This window comes from Microcoleus sp. S28C3, assembly GCF_036700785.1.
In the GTDB taxonomy this organism is placed as follows: domain Bacteria; phylum Cyanobacteriota; class Cyanobacteriia; order Cyanobacteriales; family Microcoleaceae; genus Microcoleus; species Microcoleus asticus.
This window is the reverse complement of sequence record NZ_JAUBPO010000001.1, coordinates 99905-117072: the sequence shown is the minus strand read 5'-3', so window position 1 is coordinate 117072 and position 17168 is coordinate 99905. Positions and strand designations below refer to the sequence as shown.

The following is a 17168-nucleotide window of genomic DNA, read 5'->3' as shown; positions in this document are numbered from 1 at the left end:
TAATATCAGAGTCCTTCAGGATTCTATAGTTGGCGGAAACACTCTCGATAAATCGAGCGCCAAGTCGTGAAAATAAGGCAGATTAACAGACTCGTTGGGCAGAAAAATCAGCGTCCTGCGATAACCAAATTGGCCTGGGGCATTCTGATAGGGCTCGCTGTAACATTCCAAGCAAGTTTGTGATAAATTAAATATCCAATAGTTAGAGATTCCGGCTTCAGCATAAAGGGGGAGCTTAACCTGTTTGTCGTAACTCAAAGAAGAATCTGCAATCTCAATCAGCAACAGTATATCCCCTGGACAGGGGTGAGAGGATAGATAGTCGTCAGGGCGATTTTGTACGAGCGAAAAATCAGGTTCAGGTTCGCTGTTTGTCGGTAAAACGATGGGAGATTGACACTGTAAAGTTGCCCGCTCTGCTACTATGGCGCTTAATTCCCGCAATAATCTTCTCAGACAGGTTTCGTGAGCGGTACCTTTAGCTGCCATTTTCACAAGTTCTCCATTAATTAACTCAACTCGATCGTCCTCACCAAAGAACCCCAGTTCTGTCAGGCGGTGATATTCCGCTATGGTGAAGCGTTTTGCAGTTGCGATCGACATAACAGCCACCTCAATACAGGTCTTTTGCGATTATAGGCGATCGTCGATCGGCTAAACAATGCTAAACAGGAGCACCGCTCACAACAATCTTGTCAAATTTGCCTCATCCTTTGGTTGCAAATTTCCCAAATTTTGGTGAGTTTACTCGACGAACTTATGTCCGGGATCATATCTGCCTTAAGCAAGATTCTAGCATCACTATTTATTAGGTACTTTAACTAAGTAGCAAAAAGAAGTTTTCTAAATAAGAAAGCTGAGCAATACATATTATTTTGGAGGCTTGAATGACATTTACTTCTGCCGGTGCTTACGACCAAGGAAAAGCTGATATTAAGAGCTTGAGTGTAGACGACCAATTAGGTTTGCTGTGGTTTGTTTACACCGAAATGGGCAAGTCAATAACGCCAGCGGCTCCCGGTGCTTCCGGTGCGGAAATCGCTCAGGGTTTGTTCGAGCAAGTCAAGCCGCTGCCCCACCCTGAACAACTACAAGTAATGCGCGACATTGCCTCAAATGCCAATACAGAAATCAGCCGGATGTACGGCTCAATGAGTCCTGAAACCAAGCTGGCTTTTTGGTATTTTCTAGCAGTAGGAATGGACGAAGGAACTATTATTCCTGTGCCTCCCGACTATAAACTTCCCGAAGCAGGACAAGCTTTACTAGGAAAGATTCAGGGCATGGACTTCCAGCAGCAAATTGATTTCCTTCGCGGTACAATTTTAGAAATGGGTGCTGAAGCCGCTCCGGGGGCTGGCATTTAAAAAGATTAGTAATTACTGAGCGAATTAATTGCCCGCAACCCCGGTTAATTTATGATTAAATTAGCTGGGGTTGCTCAATCTAGCAGCCGTGGACGCATTTCAACGTAATACGGTCATTCACAAGCGTTGCAAAGCATCTCTATAAAACTTAATGCCTGACCGAAAGCATCCAGGATACAAGCCCCGGGATTCATCCGTCGAGAAATAAAAAACCTGTATCCGATGAAACTTGCCCCCCGAATTTATCGGTGGGGTCAATGCTTCAATCTAAAATCTAAAATCTAAAATCTAAAATCGATTGACCTCATAACTTTGCCTGCGCTAATAAGTTTTCTAACAGTGAGTTAACTTCTTGACCGTAGGAAATTTCCAGCGTATGACCGTCCGGGTCTCGGAGATAAGCCCAGTAACCGACAGGAGGTTCCGAGTCATTAGGGCCGTTCAATAAAAGCCCTTCTGACTCAGCTTCACTGCAAAGGCGATCGACTTTTTCACGAGTTTCGCAGGCGACGCCGAGATGGGAATGTGGTAAAAGTTTGCCATCCACTAATGGTGCTTTAATTAGCACAATGACGAACGGTCGAATTAAATCACAAATCCAAACAACATCTAATAATTTAATTGGATCTACACGGCGGTGAACCACTTTGAGGCCAGCGTACTTCGCGTAAAACGAGATGCTTTTGTCTACATCGCTAACAGAAAGTGCAATGTGGGTAAAACCAATATCGCTCATTTGAAGTTTCCTCCTATAATGTACGCAAATTTTACCGCTAATAGCTGAATTCAGCAGCTCTGTTCCCCACTATTTGCGGCACACCTGCGGTAAAACGCATATCTTCGCAGCCAAAAGTTAGCAAAGGCTGACCTAAGTTTACACTGGCAAAAGGACTTTCTTCTGCCACTTCTAACTGGCCTCTAATCAAGCCGATTCTAGATTTAAGTTCTCCTTTAAACAACAGCAAATTGCTGCGGTTCGCGCTGAAAACCTTTCCGCTGAAAGGCAGGGGTAAGGCTAAAGTTTGCTTGCTGTAATTAAGACAGCACAGTTGACGGTTTTCTTGGCGAACTGTGACGCGGTAGCCTAGGGGTGCGGCCTTTACCGAATCGCTGCCTTCCCAACTAAATGTAGCTAATTCTTTAGGAAGCCCCCAAATTTCGCGCCCGCCTGCTACCGAGTTAGGATTGTCTACGTAGATGTGGGAAATCCAAGCGCCCCATTTTCCGGCATAATTGGCGATCGCGCTAACTACAATTAACTCATTGTACTCCATTACCGAACCCAACCCGTAGGAGGATATATAAATGCCAGCTAGGGTTTTTCCGGGCAATAAAGAGACAATTTCTAACTCAGAGGGAACCAAGGGGCGCACTCGTGCCACATCTACCAATTGTAAAGTCTGAACAGCATAACCTTGCAGATTCCAAGGTGCAGGTGGGTATACCATTTTAAGTGATGTAATGTCTGATATTTTATATTTATTTTACCTGGGAAAGTTGAGTAAGATGCCAACTCGATTGGATCATCCCGATCTAACAGCTCAATCAAGCTCTCTCGATGTAATTTGGTGAAATCTGCCAGTGGTCGAGCAAAGGGCCGTTAGCCAGCACAAACTTCTGGGCAATCGAGCGAAATTTCTTGGGAGGTTGGCTCCCAAAAAGCCCAATCCCTCTTACAGGCAAAAAGCCCAATCCCTAAACGAAACAACAACAACAAAAAAAATAAAAAAAAAATGTTTACAAAAAAAAAAAATTGTGTGCTATAAGATAATCACATCCATGGTATTATTATTTTATGAGGAAAAAACCCATGAATGAGGAAAACAGCCAACCCGAAGCGTCCCAAGCCAAGGAAGAACTGGTGGAACTTGACGATGTGCAACAACTAGCCACAAAAGTTGGTGAAGAAGTTGGGGATGTTGTTAGTCCGATTAAAAATCGATTAAGGGAGGGAAATCGGGCGGAGATAGATGGGGGAGAAGATGGGGGTAGTGGCGGAGATAGATGGGGGAGAAGATGGGGGTAGTGGGGTACGAGGTAAGATGGGAGGATCTTATGTGGGGGGGGGTGTGGGGGGAAGTTTACCGGATGTAGAGAAGAGAGAAACAGAGATCCAGACGAATGGAAGCGCCAAAAAAAGAAATAGATCGAGATCGTATACACGTTACGTCGTAACAGCAGAAACGTTGCGTTAACCGTAACCAAAAAAGTTAGAAAAGTCAAGGAAGAGATTCTCGACCTGTTCCCCCGTCCCCTGTTCAGCTCTCAAATTCCCCCTCCCCCTGGAGCTTTTCCGATATCTGGCACTGTGGGGTTGGGGTAGCCGTTAGCCAGCACAAACTTTTCGGCAACGAGAGAAATTGCTTCTGGGGGTGGCTCCCAAAAAGCCCAAGGTAGTGTCATCTGTCCGATTGCAGATTTCTTCCCCTTGGGCTGACTCACAACGGGCAGCAGTTTACTTCCCCAGTGGCTGCGCTTTCGCTTTTGAGACTTGGGTTGGGGTTTGTACCTCCGACAAAACCCTCGGTACTTGTGGGCGCATTCATCCAGAGTGCGCCCCAATGCTAAGAACGAAGGATGCCACTCGGTCAGTCCATCATTAGTGAGACGGTCGTAGCTGCCATAATTACTGAAATTGTAGAAAAACCCCTGCCTCATCCCAGCCGACTTCGGGTTAGCGTGGATATACCGTAGAGTATTTAACGCCCTGTTGTGGTCTTTTTGATCAAACCCACTGCTGTAGTATCGCTTTTCCCAAAAATGCCCTGTGCGGTTGAGCATCCGGTTGAAGCACATGGCTGTGTACCAGTTCAACCAATGCATAATTTTGGGTAAATCTTCAGGTTCCACGGGTTCCAAAAGGTAGTGGACGTGGTTAGACATAATGCAAAGTGCATACAGCTTGAACTTGAACTTGCCAATCGCCTTACGAATAGCGTAGAGAAATACATTGCGGCACTCGGTTGAAGTCAGACGAAATTCCCGATTATTGCAACGAGTCGTGACGTGATAACAATATCCAGCTTGGAGTTGACGGGGTTGGCGGGGCATAATGTTATGGATGGCGCTAGAAGGAAGGCGGCAGACAAAGATAAGGAGTGATAGATAGTCTCTAAAGGTTTGGTTTTGACTTCAATCTTATCTGCGGGAATACAAACTTTTTGGCGAAACCCGCCCCTACAGATATTATCAGCGTTTATCCGAGTTCATCTGCGGTAAAAAACCTGCAAATCTACTTACTAGCATAACCCGTACTTACCAAAAACTCCCGCAACTTCCCAAAGAATTGAGTGCGATCGCGCCCTTGATAAACCCTCTCCAACAATTGCCAACCTTCCGCCTCCTGACCCATGACATACTTGCTCGCCATGAAGGCCGCCAAAACCCCCTTCACCTCCCCATTTTCACTCAGACGCTTGTTAGATTCCAGCCAAAGCTCAGCAGAATTCGTGTATACTTCCACCGGATACTGTTTGCTAACATCTTGCATTTTTCCGGCGCTGTACTGCCAAACTTGCAGCGGGAAGCGAGAATCAGCATAATTTGTAAAAGCCTCCGCAAATCGCCCGTCCTGACTCTTAAACTCTGGAATATCATTTTTGCCAAAATCGACAATTTCGTAACTCACATTGCCCCAGAAATGCTTGATATGAGTGTATTTGTTAGCGCCGGAATCGTAGCGGTAAATAAACGAATAATTGCAGCAGCGGACGCCGCTTTTGATTGACACTAAATCTGCTAGCACTTCCGGTTCCTTGTCGCCGTCCAAATCGCGAATTAGCAGCGATAAAAAACGTCCTTCTGATACTTCTTCGCTGGCTCTTCGATCGGGATTATCTACTAGAGAACGAGTCGAAATCAGCACTGGTTCTTCCAATAAAGTTTTACCGTCGCGGATAATTTTGATGCGGAGATTTTTAGCATTTTCTGCTTCTTTTACGAAAGAAACTTCCGCCCGAACTTTCCCCGCTTCCGAGATTTCTGTTGTTCTCGGGGGACCGATATTCGCCGGAACTTGGGCGATATATTGGGCAGGAACTAAGGCAGTTTGACCGGGTTTGGCGATCGCCTGACAGAGAAAAGTTGCTACTTCGGCGCGAGTAGCATTGCGTGTAGGTTCTAGCTGTTTGACGGCGGGATAATTGACCACAAGTTGTTTTTCTGCGGCGGCGGCGATCGCATTTCTTGCGAGTTCGGGAATATCCCGCGCATCTTCAAACGTCGCATCCAAAATCTCAGCCGCCGACCCCGCAGGTGTATATTTCAACCCGCTGCTTAAAGCTACCAAAACCTGCCAGCGGGGAATATTCAAAGTCGGGTTAAAAATACTCCCGCTGTATCCAGACATAAAACCTGTTTGATAAGCTTCTCGAATTGCTTTAAAACCCCAGTAATTTGTAGGAATATCTGCAAAGTCGATCGGATTGCGGACGGTTTTCGCATCGGGAAAAGCCCTCCGAACCATCGCCGCAAACTCAGCGCGGCTGACAGGGCGATTCGGGCGAAAACTGCCGTCTTCGTAGTAGCCGCTGATAATTTTTTTCTCTGCTAACTCTTCAATGCAAGCTTGCGCCCAATGGTCGTTAACATCCTTAAATTTGGCTTGAGCAAATGCCGGCGCTACATTCAGGCCAGGAAACACTAAATTCCCGATGATTATTCCCAGGGCTACCACTAAAGCGATGATAGCTTGCCATCTGTGCGATCGAATCATAGAACAGACTCCTCTACTTACAAATTGGCGATCGAAACTTTTGGAAATTTTATATAATATCCAGTATCTTAGCCCGATTTAATACCATTTATTAAAATTTTACCGGCGACTAAGGACACAGCACTGCCGTGCCCCTACTTTTTAGAGTTGGTATAATAAAGCTTACTTCGACTCTAAAGTCATCTCCATCGCCATTTTTGTTGTGATTGTTGATTCTTCTGCGCTGCCAGCATTTTTAGCACTCATTTCGCTATTTGAACTAATAGACACAGTAGAGCGAAAAGGAATTAATCTATCCAAGCGCCCTGTAACTTTTCCCCGACCCTGAGAACTAAAAGATTTGAGGGTTAAGGTAGTTCCAGCAGGCAGTAGGGGAGAGGTAATATTTTGGGGGTTTGCTTGCTGCTCTATACTTACATTCATAGAGACAACTCCATCTTGCCAGCTATCCAATTCATAGGTAGCAATGTCATTCACATTCATGCCACTGAAATCAGAGGAAGAAGAAACGCGCCATTTGGCTCCTTTTCCGACTGCTTCTGCAGGCAGCGGCGAGGCAAGTTGTTCTAGAGATTTAGACATTTGTCCAACCATTTGTTTAAGGCTGTTGTCAGCTCCTTCGGGCAAAATAATGTCACCTCCTTTATGAAAACCGCGATTGTCCATGATGAAAGAGCCTTTCACTCCGACTATGCTTTTGAGTGCGGAACGTATGGCATCTCGCGCGGCTGGCGGCATATTTCCAGTATCACCGGTGATATCTGAGTTAGTATAAGCAAACTCGTAGTGAATATCGCCGTTGGGATCAATTTTAGTGACTTTTGTCTCGAAAGTCATCACCGATATTGGAATTTTACCCTCAGGCGAAGACCGACCGGATGCGGATATTTCCACATCCATTTTTACGGTCATAACACTTGTTTCTTTGACATCGATAGCTGGCTTCAAACGCAGTTCCTGTCGTGGTTCCACTCCCGGATTTAGCAGTTCCACTTGCGGGGTTTTCGAGTTGGGAGCAGGCGCGGATACGCCAGGGGCTGGCTGCTCCACTACAAGTGGAGCTTCAGCACTGAGGGAAACAGGAGAAAGCTCGATCGCCCATCCGGCACTCGCTAAACAAAGAGACGTAATAAACAGTGTTTTTTTCATTAATTTAATTTCCTGTTATTTGAATGTTTGCCTGTTGCCACAGTCGATCGACTGTCACAAATTTGTAACCTTTATACAAAAGTAATGGAATTATTTTATCAGCCGAAGCTGCAACATCTTCGCCACCGCAATAGCCGTCGTGAAGTACAATAATTGAGCCGTTTTCAGTTTGCTGCACGACCCGACTAATAACTTTCCTAACCCCCGGCCGTACCCAATCTTCTGGGACGACACTCCACATTACGGGGCGATATTCCCACTGTTGCAATAACTCTAATGTTCGCGGTGTAAAAATGCCGTTGGGCGGCCGCACATCCCGGATCAATTCTGGCTCCAAATTGCAAGCTTTGGCAATTGCCTTTTGCGTGTCTTCTAAACTTTGTTTTAGTTCGTGAGTTTTGAGTTTGGCAAACGATATATGCTGGTAGCCGTGGAGGCCGATCCAGTGTCCGCGATCGCAAACTTCCTTAGCCGTTTCTGGATGCCTGTCAACGCAAAATCCCAGCCAGAAAAAACTAGCTTTGATGTCGTATTTATCTAAAACTTTTAACACTTGAGGTGTGTGCTGGCGGTGCGGGCCGTCGTCAAATGTGAGGGCAATTTCTCGGCTGTTGATATCTCCCGTCCACAGACATCTGGGAAAAGCAGATTTGAGGATGGGATGAACGACAGGAAACAGGGGTGCTAGTGGCATTGATTAACCTTGATAAATGCGATCGGGTAGAAATGAAGCTGCGTTACAATAAAATAAAGTTAACTCAATCGAGGTAAATATGACAACTGCCGTTGATATTGGAACGCTAATTGTCAGCACGCCGGGAACTTGCGGCAGCCACCAGCGCCTCGCCAAAACCGGAATTACCGTAAAAAATATTGCTATTGATTTTAATGCTGCGCTCACTCCAGAACAAATCATGGATGAAAAACTGCACTTGACTTTATCGCCAATACAAATTTATGGTTTACTAGCCTACTCTTAGGCGAATCAAGACAAAATTGACGCGGATATAGCAGCAGAAAAGGCTGAGTGTGAGTCCGATCAATCTGAACAAACAATAAAAGTTAAACCGTTACAATAAAATATAATGAGAATATTTGTAATGTTATATGAGTGCTAAATAACTATCTGTAATAGATGAGTAATCCGCCCTTAAAAAATCCCTTAACTCTTTTGATAGAGCCTCAAACTATCTCCCATTCATCTACCTCTATCTCACGGTCGATGCGATCGCCCTACAGCGTTCTCCTATACTGAAAACCAGCATAACTAATCGATAAACGATCAAGGAGGAACAATGACCGAGGAATATTTAGCCGAACGAACAGTTTCAGCCGTATTTAAGGAAGAAGAACAATTAGACGGTGTAATTCGGCGGTTGCTCGATCGCGGAGTTTCCCGCGACCACATCTCAGTAATGGGAAAAAACTTTCAATCTAAAACTAAAATTGCCGGCTTTATTACTAAAAAAGATGTGATATTAGGCGGTCTGCGAAGCGGGGCGATTTTTGGTTCCTTATTCGGTTCTTTTTTGGGTTTGCTAACTGGCGTCGGCGTGCTGTTTATTCCCTTTGTCGGTGCAGTAGTCTCGGCGGGCCCGCTGGGTGCTGTACTGTTGGGTGCAGCTAGCGGCGCGATCGCAGGTTCTGCCGGTGCGGGTCTAGTTTCCGCTTTGGTCGCTTTGGGAATGCCCGAAGACAAAGCAACTATCTATCAAACCCGCGTTGAAGCAGGTGAATTTCTGGTGATGGCAGAAGTTCCCGCAGATAAATCGGGCGAATTTCAACTCTTGCTAGAAAGTGCAGGTGGCGAAGAAGTTTCAGTTAGCGAAATGACCCTGCCGCGCGCCGTTAAAGGTCGCTGCAATAGTGCGGCAGATTTGTCTCCAGAAGTGCGATCGCACCTGTCGGAAGCTGCTCAAAAAACCTTTATGGAATCCTACAACGCCGCATTTGACGAAAGCAACGACTCGATACAAGCTGAACACACGGCTTGGAACGCCATTCACCAGCAGTATGAAGAAGATGAAAACGGCGTTTGGACTAAGCCTTTAGCAAAAGTCTAGTCTTCCAATCGCAGTAAATTAATAAAAAATACAATCAAGCCTCTCGAACTTCGGTTCTGGAGGCTTTGACGATTTTAGATTTTAGATTTTAGATTTTAAATTTTAGATTTGTGCAACACTTAATTAAATTTTAGATTTTATAATTTTGACAAAGTAAATTTTTAATAATTTGGGAATGGCCGAAAGTCGCATTACGTTTGGAAATGGGTATTGCACTAGGTTGCGTTGTCAAGTACAATCTATAGGCTTACAATATCAAATTGAGTTAAGCAAATGCAAAAATACGTTTGTACAGTTTGCAATTACGTCTACGACCCAGCAGAAGGCGACCCCGACGGAGGCATAGCTCCCGGTACACCCTTTGAAGATATCCCCGACGATTGGGTTTGTCCGACTTGCGGGGCGGCAAAATCCGATTTTGAACCAGAATAAGCGAGAAAAAATTTGTCCGATCGAATGCTCAAAATTACAGTCATCGGCGGCGGTGCTGCTGGTTTTTTTAGTGCAATTACCTGTGCCAAAACCTACCCGCAGGCCCGCGTCACTTTATTAGAAGCTGGCCGGCAACTCCTGGCAAAAGTTCGCATCTCTGGCGGCGGGCGCTGCAACGTCACTCACGCTTGTTTTGACCCCGGTGTTTTAGTGCAGAATTACCCCAGAGGTGGGAAAGCTCTGCGCGGTGCTTTTACTCGATTTCAACCGCGCGATACTGTAGAATGGTTTGCCGGTCACGGTGTGAAGTTGAAAACAGAAGAAGACGGGCGAATGTTTCCGATCACCGACGATTCGGAGACAATTGTTAACTGTTTGATCCGGGCTGCTGAGGATGCAGGCGTAAAAATTCGCACCGGCGATGCAGTAGTTTCAGTAAAGAAATTAACGGGCAACACCGCAGAGGGCGAACAGGAGGACACCGCCCCTATGTTTGAAATTGAGTTGAAGTCGGGGGAGAGTTTTAAGTGCGATCGCATTCTTCTCGCTACAGGCAGCAATCCTTCGGGTTTTAAGTGGGCAAAAGAGTTAGGTAATACTGTAGAACTGCCCGTTCCTTCTCTATTTACTTTTAATATTTGCGACAACAGAATCAAAGATTTAGCCGGAATTTCTGTTCCTAATGCTAAGGTGAAATTGCCGGGAGCTAAATTAGAACAAAGCGGGCCTTTGCTAATTACTCACTGGGGTTTAAGCGGGCCTGCTGTACTCAAACTTTCGGCTTGGGGTGCGAGATTTTTGCACGATCGCCATTATAAAACATCTGTGCTGATTAATTGGCTTCCCCAGTACAATGCGGAAGTTTTGCGGCAGCAACTGCTAGCGGTTAAGTCGCAGTTGTCGCACCGATTGATAGTTTCTAGCTGTCCGTTTCCGATGCCGCGCCGCCTCTGGGAACGCTTGACAAGTTCGATCGGCATTGATGAGCAAAAACGCTGGGCAGACTTATCTAACAAAACCCTCGATCGCCTCCTGCAAGAACTCGTTCAAGGCGAATATCAAATTGCCGGAAAAGGCGCATTTAAAGAAGAATTCGTCACCTGCGGCGGTGTCAACCTCAAAGAAGTCGATTTTAAGACAATGGAAAGCCGCCGCTGTCCCGGACTTTTCTTTGCTGGCGAAATCTTGGATATCGACGGCGTGACGGGCGGTTTCAACTTCCAAAGTGCTTGGACTACGGCGTGGTTGGCCGGGAACGCGATCGGCAAACCATCCGATTTTAGATTTTAGATTTTAGATTGGGGAATATTTGCTGTGTAAAGGTTTAGGAGTTGCGATCGCGCGATCGGTTTGCCTGTATTAAATTTTGTGTTATTTTTGAATTAAGGCGCACTAAATGTGCATTGACTTCGGCTTGCAGACAAAATTCGCAGTTTTGCGGAGTTAACATCGGGGAAGACAGATGAAAAACTTGAATCTACAAACCCTAAAGTTCGATCGCAACCTTGACAGCCATCTTGACTCACCTTTCATCGAAAAAAATGGCTTGCTGGAATTCAACCCCAAATTTATCACTCCCGAATTTTTAACAGCCTGGACATTTGAAACGCACCTGTACGGCGAACAAGTTGCGATCGACCACTTTGTCATCACATTTCCCACCCGAACCGAACTCGAAAAATACGCCAAATCTTTTCGCCCCTTCGGCGCCAAAACAGTTGAAGGCCCCGACTTATTCCCGATCAACTTTTGTTCGGAAAACATTAACGTTCCCTCCGATTTGTGGCTGCATTTAATGACCTTATTAATGCCAGCGGGCGGCTTAGTAGTATTAGATGCGCCCCACGCAGCCGGCGACCAAAAAAACCGCTTTCAGCAAGAAAGAGGATTAGCAGCAGTTCACCACGTTGCGATTCGAGTCGAAAACGTGCAGAATGCTGCTACAATATGGCAAAATAAAAACTTCAAACCCCTGTCCGATCGACCCTTAGATTACGGCTCATTAACCCAGTGGTTTCTGCAAAACCCCGCCGGACAAATTATCGAATTAATCGAGCGCCACCCCGGGAACAACGCCACTTTCGACTGCCAAAATATATCAGGTTTGCGCCTCAGTGAAGTCGCCAGTCAGTAGGACAGGCAAGATGCCTGCGCCACAATTAACAATTACCCATTTCCCATGACAAAATAAAATATATGGTCGCATTAAAAATCCCCAAAGTTACACTTCAACCCCCGGCATTCAACTCAATTGAAGAAGAACGCCGCCACCGCAAACAGCGTTTAGTGGCCGCATTTCGATTATTTGCCCGCTTCGGATTCAGCGAAGGAATTGCCGGACACATCACCGTCCGCGACCCCGAACACCTCGACCATTTCTGGGTCAATTCTTTTGGAATGCACTTTAGTTTAATTCGAGTTAGCGACCTAATTTTAGTCAACCACAAAGGCGAAGTTGTTGAAGGAAATAAACCCGTAAACGAAGCAGCTTTTGCCATTCATTCCCAAGTGCACAGCGCCCGCCCCGACGTAATCGCAGCAGCGCACGCTCATTCTCCCTACGGCAAAAGTTGGTCGAGTTTGGGCCGCCTGCTTGACCCGCTGACGCAAGATGCTTGTTCTTTTTATGAAGACCAAGCTTTATTTGACGATTACACCGGAGTTGTTTTGGAAATCGAAGAAGCTAAACGCATCGCCAAAACTTTAGGTGAGAAAAAAGCTATTATTTTACAAAATCACGGACTGTTAACAGTAGGTCAAACAGTAGATGAAGCCGCTTGGTGGTTTATTTCAATGGAACGTTCTTGTCAAGCGCAGTTAATGGCAGAAGCAGCGGGAAAACCAATTCTCATCAAGCCAGAATGTGCGAGTTTGACACAGCAGCAAGTAGGGTCTCACCGCATGGGATGGTTTAGCTTTCAACCGCTTTATGACATGATTGTTCGCCGGGAACCAGACTTATTAGATTAGAAACTCGGCGGTTGAAACCGCTACTATACAAACACAGCCCGCCTGTGGCTAATAAAGAATGAAGGGGGTATTAAAGCCGGATTTAGTATCAGGAGTGCAAAAGCTATAAATTCATGCTGAAGCCGATTCCAACCAAGCTATTAAATCCTCTTGACTGGTAAAATCTAACAAGATTTCACCTAAATCCTCTAATTGTTCAAGAGATAACTGCTGGATGCGAGTTTTAATTTTTGGTGGGATTTCGCCAGTGCGCCGCGCGAGTAGACGCAGGATTAATGCTGTTTCCCCCTCAATTATGCCTTCTTTGCGACTTTTAATAATAGCACCGCGCTGGTCTTCAAAAAACATTTCCCGCTTTTCTAATTCCTCTAATTCGTTAAGGGTTAAATTACTTCGGCTGGCGATGGAAAAAGCTGTTTGAATTTCTGGCATTGATGCAAATTTTTCCGGAATTTCATCGAATAGGGGAGCATTTTTGATAAAATAAATCCAGCTTTGAATTAGGTTTTCGATTTGTTCCAGTTCTTGGTTAAACTTGGGCAGTTCGACAAATACTAATTCGATTTCTCTGTTATAATACTCGAAGTTTTCTTGGAGTTCTTTAAATACAAAATGGGTGAGAAATTTTTCTGTATTTTCAAACAGAATAAAATCTGTAATTGTTAAAGCAATCAGAGGATTTAATTTAGAGTATCCTTCCCGGGGCCTGAGTTGAGTTGCGTAGGTTTTGGCGGCATTATACACTACCCGTTTAGTAAAAGCTTCTACATTTATTACCTGCATTTCAATAATCACAGTTTTGTTGCCTGTAATTTTGGCTTTAACATCCAGGTAAGTGTCTTTTAATCCAGTAACGCTCGGCGCGGCGTAAGGGTCAATAATTTCTAAGTCTTCAATGGTTGGCTGTGCGTCATAGAGCATAGCATTGAGGAAGCTAATCAAAATGTCTTTGCTCTGGGGGGAACCAAATATTTTTTTGAAACCAAAATCTGTTTTAGCACTAATGAAAGGCATAATGAGTAATGGGTAATTGGTAATGGGGGCGTTTAAATCACAAAAGTCCTTCCATTTCTAAATCTTCTATAATCTGCAATCCGCGCGGATCGCCAACTCGCAAAAGTGAAGATTTAGCATCTTCCCGCACGCCCATATCTTCATCTTCTTCTAAAGCTTCTATCAAACCATCGATCGCCCCAGCGTACACTATATTATTCGGCAATTCGCGAGCCAGTTGCCCGATCGCCCAAGCGCAGTTGCTCCGCACAGCAGATACAGAATCTCCCCGCAGCGCTTCAATCAACGGCGGAATCGCAGCAATCACCACATAGTAACCAACTTTTGCCATTTGACCCAGAGAACTCGCCGCCCACAAACGCACCGCCGAAATATCAGTTTTCAGAGCATCAATTAAAGATGGCAAAGCGCGGTGGTCGCTGCAATTTCCCAAGGCCCAAACTACCCCTTTGCGAACGTAACCGTTCCAGTCGCGGTTGAGCTGCAGAATCAGCGGTTCCACAGCATCGGGACTCGGATTTCGCCCCAACGCATAAGCCGCGCTTACCCGCACCAAGGGGCAACCGTCTCTCAACAAATTAATTAAATGCGAAATTGCTCGATCGTCCTGCAGTTCGCAAAAAGCCCGCGCCGCCATCATCCGGTGCTGAGGTTGCGGGGATTCCAGCAAAGGCAGCATTTCCTCGGGATCTGGCAGCGGGGGTTCGGATTCGTCAAATTGATCCAAAGGGCTTTCCAGTTCCGTGTCAGTATCAAGGGCGTTGGAGTAGTCGTTATTGTGCATAAAAAAACTTTACCGCACTGAGGATGCTCCTCAGCAACTCAGACAACGGTCAACAGCAATTAGGATAATACCAATAAAAGTATTCCGAGGGAGGACTGAAGTCTTCATGTGGTTCATAGTGAGGACTTCAGTCCTTCATAAAGTTCGTAGTCAAGAGTTAAGTGCCCATAAACTCACGAAGTTTTCAGCTTCTTTATGTATTAGGACTCTTCCTCCTTACTACAAACAGTACCTTTTATTTTTCAAAGAGACTTGAGCATTGAGAGGGAATGACTTTGATAGCCTAATTTTTGATAGAGATTCAGAGCAGGCTGATTGCTCAGAAAGACTTGCAAACCAATTTGTCGATCGCCCCTTTCCCGCGCCCAATTTTCAGCATGAATAACTAAAGCTGCACCGACTCCTAAACGGCGATGTTCCGGTGCTACGTACAGCAAAAAAATGTGAGCGTAACGTTCTCCGGTGGTTTGGTCGATCGCATTTCCCAACCACAAACATCCGATAACTGATGTCAGATTTTGGACTTGAGATTGGGGATTGAGATACTGGGAGGGAAGCGCCGGCAAAATTTCTGCCTCTTCCTGGCTGTTTTTCTGGCACTCTACCCACCAAACCGGCGTCTGGTTAGAAAAATACTGCTCGACAGTTTGAGCCAAATGTCCCAATTCCCCATCCGGGTAAAGCTCTCGGTAAGTCCGGTGCATAAACTTTACCAGTTTTGCCCGATCGAGTCCAGATCCTGAGCGGAGCTCGTAGCCCGGTATTAGTTGAGCAGACATCAGCTCACCGGACACGCAAAGCGGAATAATTTACCCCCAAGAAAATTGGATTCACTACTGCCGCTTGCTTTTGGGGGATCGCTTCCTCAATTGGTGCCGGGGCCGCCATGTCAGCCGGCAAAAAGATGCGAGCGCTGACTGCTACCAGAGCCGCGAAAAATACTAATATCGCTATAAATGGAGCAATGTATTGACGAATGATAGCCATAACCGTAAAAACTTGATTCTTGAGTTGATATTATCAAGTGTACCATACAAATCTTGTCAGCTATAATGGCTGCCATTGGACACTTAGCTCAAGCTTGAGCGATCGCAAATACCAACAAACGCAAAATATAATATTATGAGTGCCTCGCCTGCTGTTTATGAAGCTCTTGCTAAGTCTATTGTTTTTTTGAATCAAAAACCTAACGCACAAAATGAAGTTTCGCGTTTCCTAGATACTAATGGCTACTATATCGATCGCATATTCGACGACCGAGAAACTGGCTTTTATGCGATCGGCTTCGGTTCATCCAATCCCGAAAACCCGCCCGCCCTGGTATTTAAAGGTACAGATTTCATCGACGGCGACGCTATATTTTCCGACTCCCGAGACATTGGTTTACCTGAATTTGAAAAGAACAAAGATAGTATCAAAAACTGGCTGACAGAAATAGGTCAAAATACTGCTAAAAACCCCAGCAAGTTATTGCCAGATGTCATCGGTCACAGTTGGGGCGGAGCTGTCGCTCAAATTGTAGCGACCGAATACACATCTATTACGGGCGATATCTTTACTTTTAACTCTCCGGGAGTGTCAGCGAGTACATTCAACGCTTTTCGGAGAAATCTCAGCAGGGCAGGCAACAAAAATGTCACCCACTACATTGTCAGTGGAGATTTCGTCACCTTGTTTGGCGAAGCATTTATCCCGGGGAAAGTATTTATCCAAAGTTTTACAGACCCGAGTATTAATCCCTTAACTGTTTTGGCAAAACATCGAAGTGAAAATTTGTTAACTACTCCGCCAGCGGGTTTTTTGCAGAGGCAAATTTCCGTAGAACAATTAAACAGTCCCGATTTTGCTTATAACAACGACTCAGATTTTAACGAGTTTATCGCTGCGATGAATTTGGCCCTGCCCAATGTGTCAGTAGCCATCAGAACCCGATCGGGTGCAGAGAGTTTGAGAACAGCACCAGAATTTTCTTTTGTGCAGTTAGTCAGACAAATGCAATACGGTTTAGCTCCCTTGCAACCGAATTATTTATCAGGGGACGATCGCAACAATACTGCTACCGGCGGCGCTGGAGAGGATACAATTATCGGCAACCGCGGTAACGATACTCTCAGAGGCAATCGAGGTAATGACAGCATCACTGGTGGTGATGGCGACGACTTCTTGTACGGCGGCAGAGATAATGATTATTTCGAGGGTGGCAACGGAAACGATTTGATTTCCGGCGAGTTTGGCAACGATTTTTTAATTGGCGGCGCGGGGCGCGATCGCTTTGTATTGGAATCCGGCGGCGGAGCAGATGTGATTGTAGATTTTCAAGATAGTCAAGATGTAATTGCACTGTCGCGGGGTCTAACTTTTCCTCAAATTAGAGTAAGCCAAGGTGTTGACGGAGCTTTAATTACTATCCCGGTTACTGGGGAAATTCTTGCTACTCTCCGAGGCGTAGTGGCAAGCGATCTTACGCGGGTAGATTTTGTATAGCTTTTGTGCGAGAAAAATTTGTAGTTTTGGTGGCACGCAAGCGGAGCGAGTTATTGTTTTTTGTAACAAAAAATTTCTGCTAAATATTCTCCTACAAAGCCACGCAATATGACTAATTAATATTGTTAATAAACGGAGTTTACAGTAAACTTAATTAAGTAGCTTAAACACTAATTCCCAATCTAACGACA

20 protein-coding genes are annotated in these 17168 nt (G+C 45.4%); 9 read left to right on the top strand and 11 right to left on the bottom strand.

What is annotated here, in order from left to right; genetic code table 11:
- Positions 1 to 15: 15 nt before the first annotated feature.
- Entirely contained in the window at positions 16 to 603 is a 588-nt protein-coding gene (locus tag QUA13_RS00515; protein ID WP_172186032.1) for a Uma2 family endonuclease, read from the bottom strand.
- 284 nt (positions 604 to 887) lie between these two features.
- On the opposite strand from QUA13_RS00515, the gene QUA13_RS00510 reads away from it, so the two are divergent.
- Complete coding sequence (locus tag QUA13_RS00510) at positions 888 to 1367, top strand: orange carotenoid protein N-terminal domain-containing protein (protein WP_333195795.1); 480 nt, start codon at positions 888 to 890, stop codon at positions 1365 to 1367.
- Between the two features lie 304 nt (positions 1368 to 1671).
- Here the strand turns inward: QUA13_RS00510 and QUA13_RS00505 are convergent, their stop codons facing one another.
- The gene (locus QUA13_RS00505) at positions 1672 to 2103 is read right to left on the bottom strand and encodes a VOC family protein (RefSeq protein ID WP_333195793.1); all 432 of its coding nucleotides are present in this window, start codon (positions 2101 to 2103) and stop codon (positions 1672 to 1674) included.
- Between the two features lie 37 nt (positions 2104 to 2140).
- Positions 2141 to 2815, bottom strand: coding sequence for an acetoacetate decarboxylase family protein (locus tag QUA13_RS00500; RefSeq protein ID WP_333195791.1), 675 nt, complete (start codon positions 2813 to 2815; stop codon positions 2141 to 2143).
- A 362-nt stretch (positions 2816 to 3177) separates the two neighbouring features.
- Between QUA13_RS00500 and QUA13_RS00495 the strand changes: the two genes are divergently transcribed.
- Positions 3178 to 3393: a hypothetical protein gene (locus tag QUA13_RS00495; RefSeq protein ID WP_333195789.1), complete on the top strand. Its 216-nt coding sequence runs from the start codon at positions 3178 to 3180 to the stop codon at positions 3391 to 3393.
- A 239-nt stretch (positions 3394 to 3632) separates the two neighbouring features.
- On the opposite strand, the gene QUA13_RS00490 is transcribed toward QUA13_RS00495, so the two are convergent.
- The 4 genes from QUA13_RS00490 to QUA13_RS00475 all read right to left on the bottom strand — a co-directional run bounded on the left by QUA13_RS00490 (position 3633) and on the right by QUA13_RS00475 (position 7924).
- Positions 3633 to 4418, bottom strand: a complete 786-nt coding sequence (locus QUA13_RS00490; protein WP_333195787.1) for a transposase — start codon at positions 4416 to 4418, stop codon at positions 3633 to 3635.
- A 181-nt stretch (positions 4419 to 4599) separates the two neighbouring features.
- Complete coding sequence (locus QUA13_RS00485; RefSeq protein ID WP_333195785.1) at positions 4600 to 6081, bottom strand: S-layer homology domain-containing protein; 1482 nt, start codon at positions 6079 to 6081, stop codon at positions 4600 to 4602.
- A gap of 162 nt (positions 6082 to 6243) precedes the next feature.
- Entirely contained in the window at positions 6244 to 7230 is a 987-nt protein-coding gene (locus QUA13_RS00480) for a DUF6263 family protein (RefSeq protein ID WP_333195783.1), read from the bottom strand.
- A 4-nt stretch (positions 7231 to 7234) separates the two neighbouring features.
- On the bottom strand, positions 7235 to 7924 hold the full coding sequence (locus QUA13_RS00475) for a polysaccharide deacetylase family protein (RefSeq protein ID WP_333195782.1): 690 nt from the start codon (positions 7922 to 7924) through the stop codon (positions 7235 to 7237).
- A 79-nt stretch (positions 7925 to 8003) separates the two neighbouring features.
- Between QUA13_RS00475 and QUA13_RS00470 the strand changes: the two genes are divergently transcribed.
- From QUA13_RS00470 to QUA13_RS00445, 6 genes are all read left to right on the top strand, one after another.
- On the top strand, positions 8004 to 8210 hold the full coding sequence (locus tag QUA13_RS00470; protein WP_333195781.1) for a DUF433 domain-containing protein: 207 nt from the start codon (positions 8004 to 8006) through the stop codon (positions 8208 to 8210).
- A gap of 315 nt (positions 8211 to 8525) precedes the next feature.
- Complete coding sequence (locus tag QUA13_RS00465; protein WP_333195779.1) at positions 8526 to 9293, top strand: ChaB family protein; 768 nt, start codon at positions 8526 to 8528, stop codon at positions 9291 to 9293.
- 273 nt (positions 9294 to 9566) lie between these two features.
- Positions 9567 to 9725, top strand: coding sequence for a rubredoxin (gene rd / locus QUA13_RS00460; RefSeq protein WP_333065750.1), 159 nt, complete (start codon positions 9567 to 9569; stop codon positions 9723 to 9725).
- Positions 9726 to 9749: 24 nt separating this feature from the next.
- The gene (locus QUA13_RS00455) at positions 9750 to 11015 is read left to right on the top strand and encodes an NAD(P)/FAD-dependent oxidoreductase (RefSeq protein ID WP_333195778.1); all 1266 of its coding nucleotides are present in this window, start codon (positions 9750 to 9752) and stop codon (positions 11013 to 11015) included.
- 172 nt (positions 11016 to 11187) lie between these two features.
- Positions 11188 to 11859 carry a hypothetical protein gene (locus QUA13_RS00450; RefSeq protein ID WP_333195776.1) on the top strand — a complete coding sequence of 224 codons (672 nt, stop codon included), beginning with the start codon at positions 11188 to 11190 and terminating at the stop codon, positions 11857 to 11859.
- A 62-nt stretch (positions 11860 to 11921) separates the two neighbouring features.
- Positions 11922 to 12695, top strand: a complete 774-nt coding sequence (locus QUA13_RS00445) for a class II aldolase/adducin family protein (protein WP_333195774.1) — start codon at positions 11922 to 11924, stop codon at positions 12693 to 12695.
- 111 nt (positions 12696 to 12806) lie between these two features.
- Here QUA13_RS00445 and QUA13_RS00440 read toward each other — a convergent pair whose 3' ends face one another.
- The 4 genes from QUA13_RS00440 to QUA13_RS00425 form a co-directional block, all read right to left on the bottom strand.
- Complete coding sequence (locus QUA13_RS00440) at positions 12807 to 13709, bottom strand: Rpn family recombination-promoting nuclease/putative transposase (RefSeq protein ID WP_333195773.1); 903 nt, start codon at positions 13707 to 13709, stop codon at positions 12807 to 12809.
- Positions 13710 to 13746: 37 nt separating this feature from the next.
- On the bottom strand, positions 13747 to 14493 hold the full coding sequence (locus QUA13_RS00435; RefSeq protein WP_172185752.1) for a HEAT repeat domain-containing protein: 747 nt from the start codon (positions 14491 to 14493) through the stop codon (positions 13747 to 13749).
- A gap of 242 nt (positions 14494 to 14735) precedes the next feature.
- Entirely contained in the window at positions 14736 to 15272 is a 537-nt protein-coding gene (locus tag QUA13_RS00430) for a GNAT family N-acetyltransferase (protein WP_333195772.1), read from the bottom strand.
- Between the two features lie 4 nt (positions 15273 to 15276).
- Positions 15277 to 15480, bottom strand: a complete 204-nt coding sequence (locus QUA13_RS00425) for a hypothetical protein (protein ID WP_333195771.1) — start codon at positions 15478 to 15480, stop codon at positions 15277 to 15279.
- Between the two features lie 135 nt (positions 15481 to 15615).
- On the opposite strand from QUA13_RS00425, the gene QUA13_RS00420 reads away from it, so the two are divergent.
- The gene (locus QUA13_RS00420; RefSeq protein WP_333195770.1) at positions 15616 to 16977 is read left to right on the top strand and encodes a calcium-binding protein; all 1362 of its coding nucleotides are present in this window, start codon (positions 15616 to 15618) and stop codon (positions 16975 to 16977) included.
- The last annotated feature ends 191 nt before the right edge of the window (positions 16978 to 17168 follow it).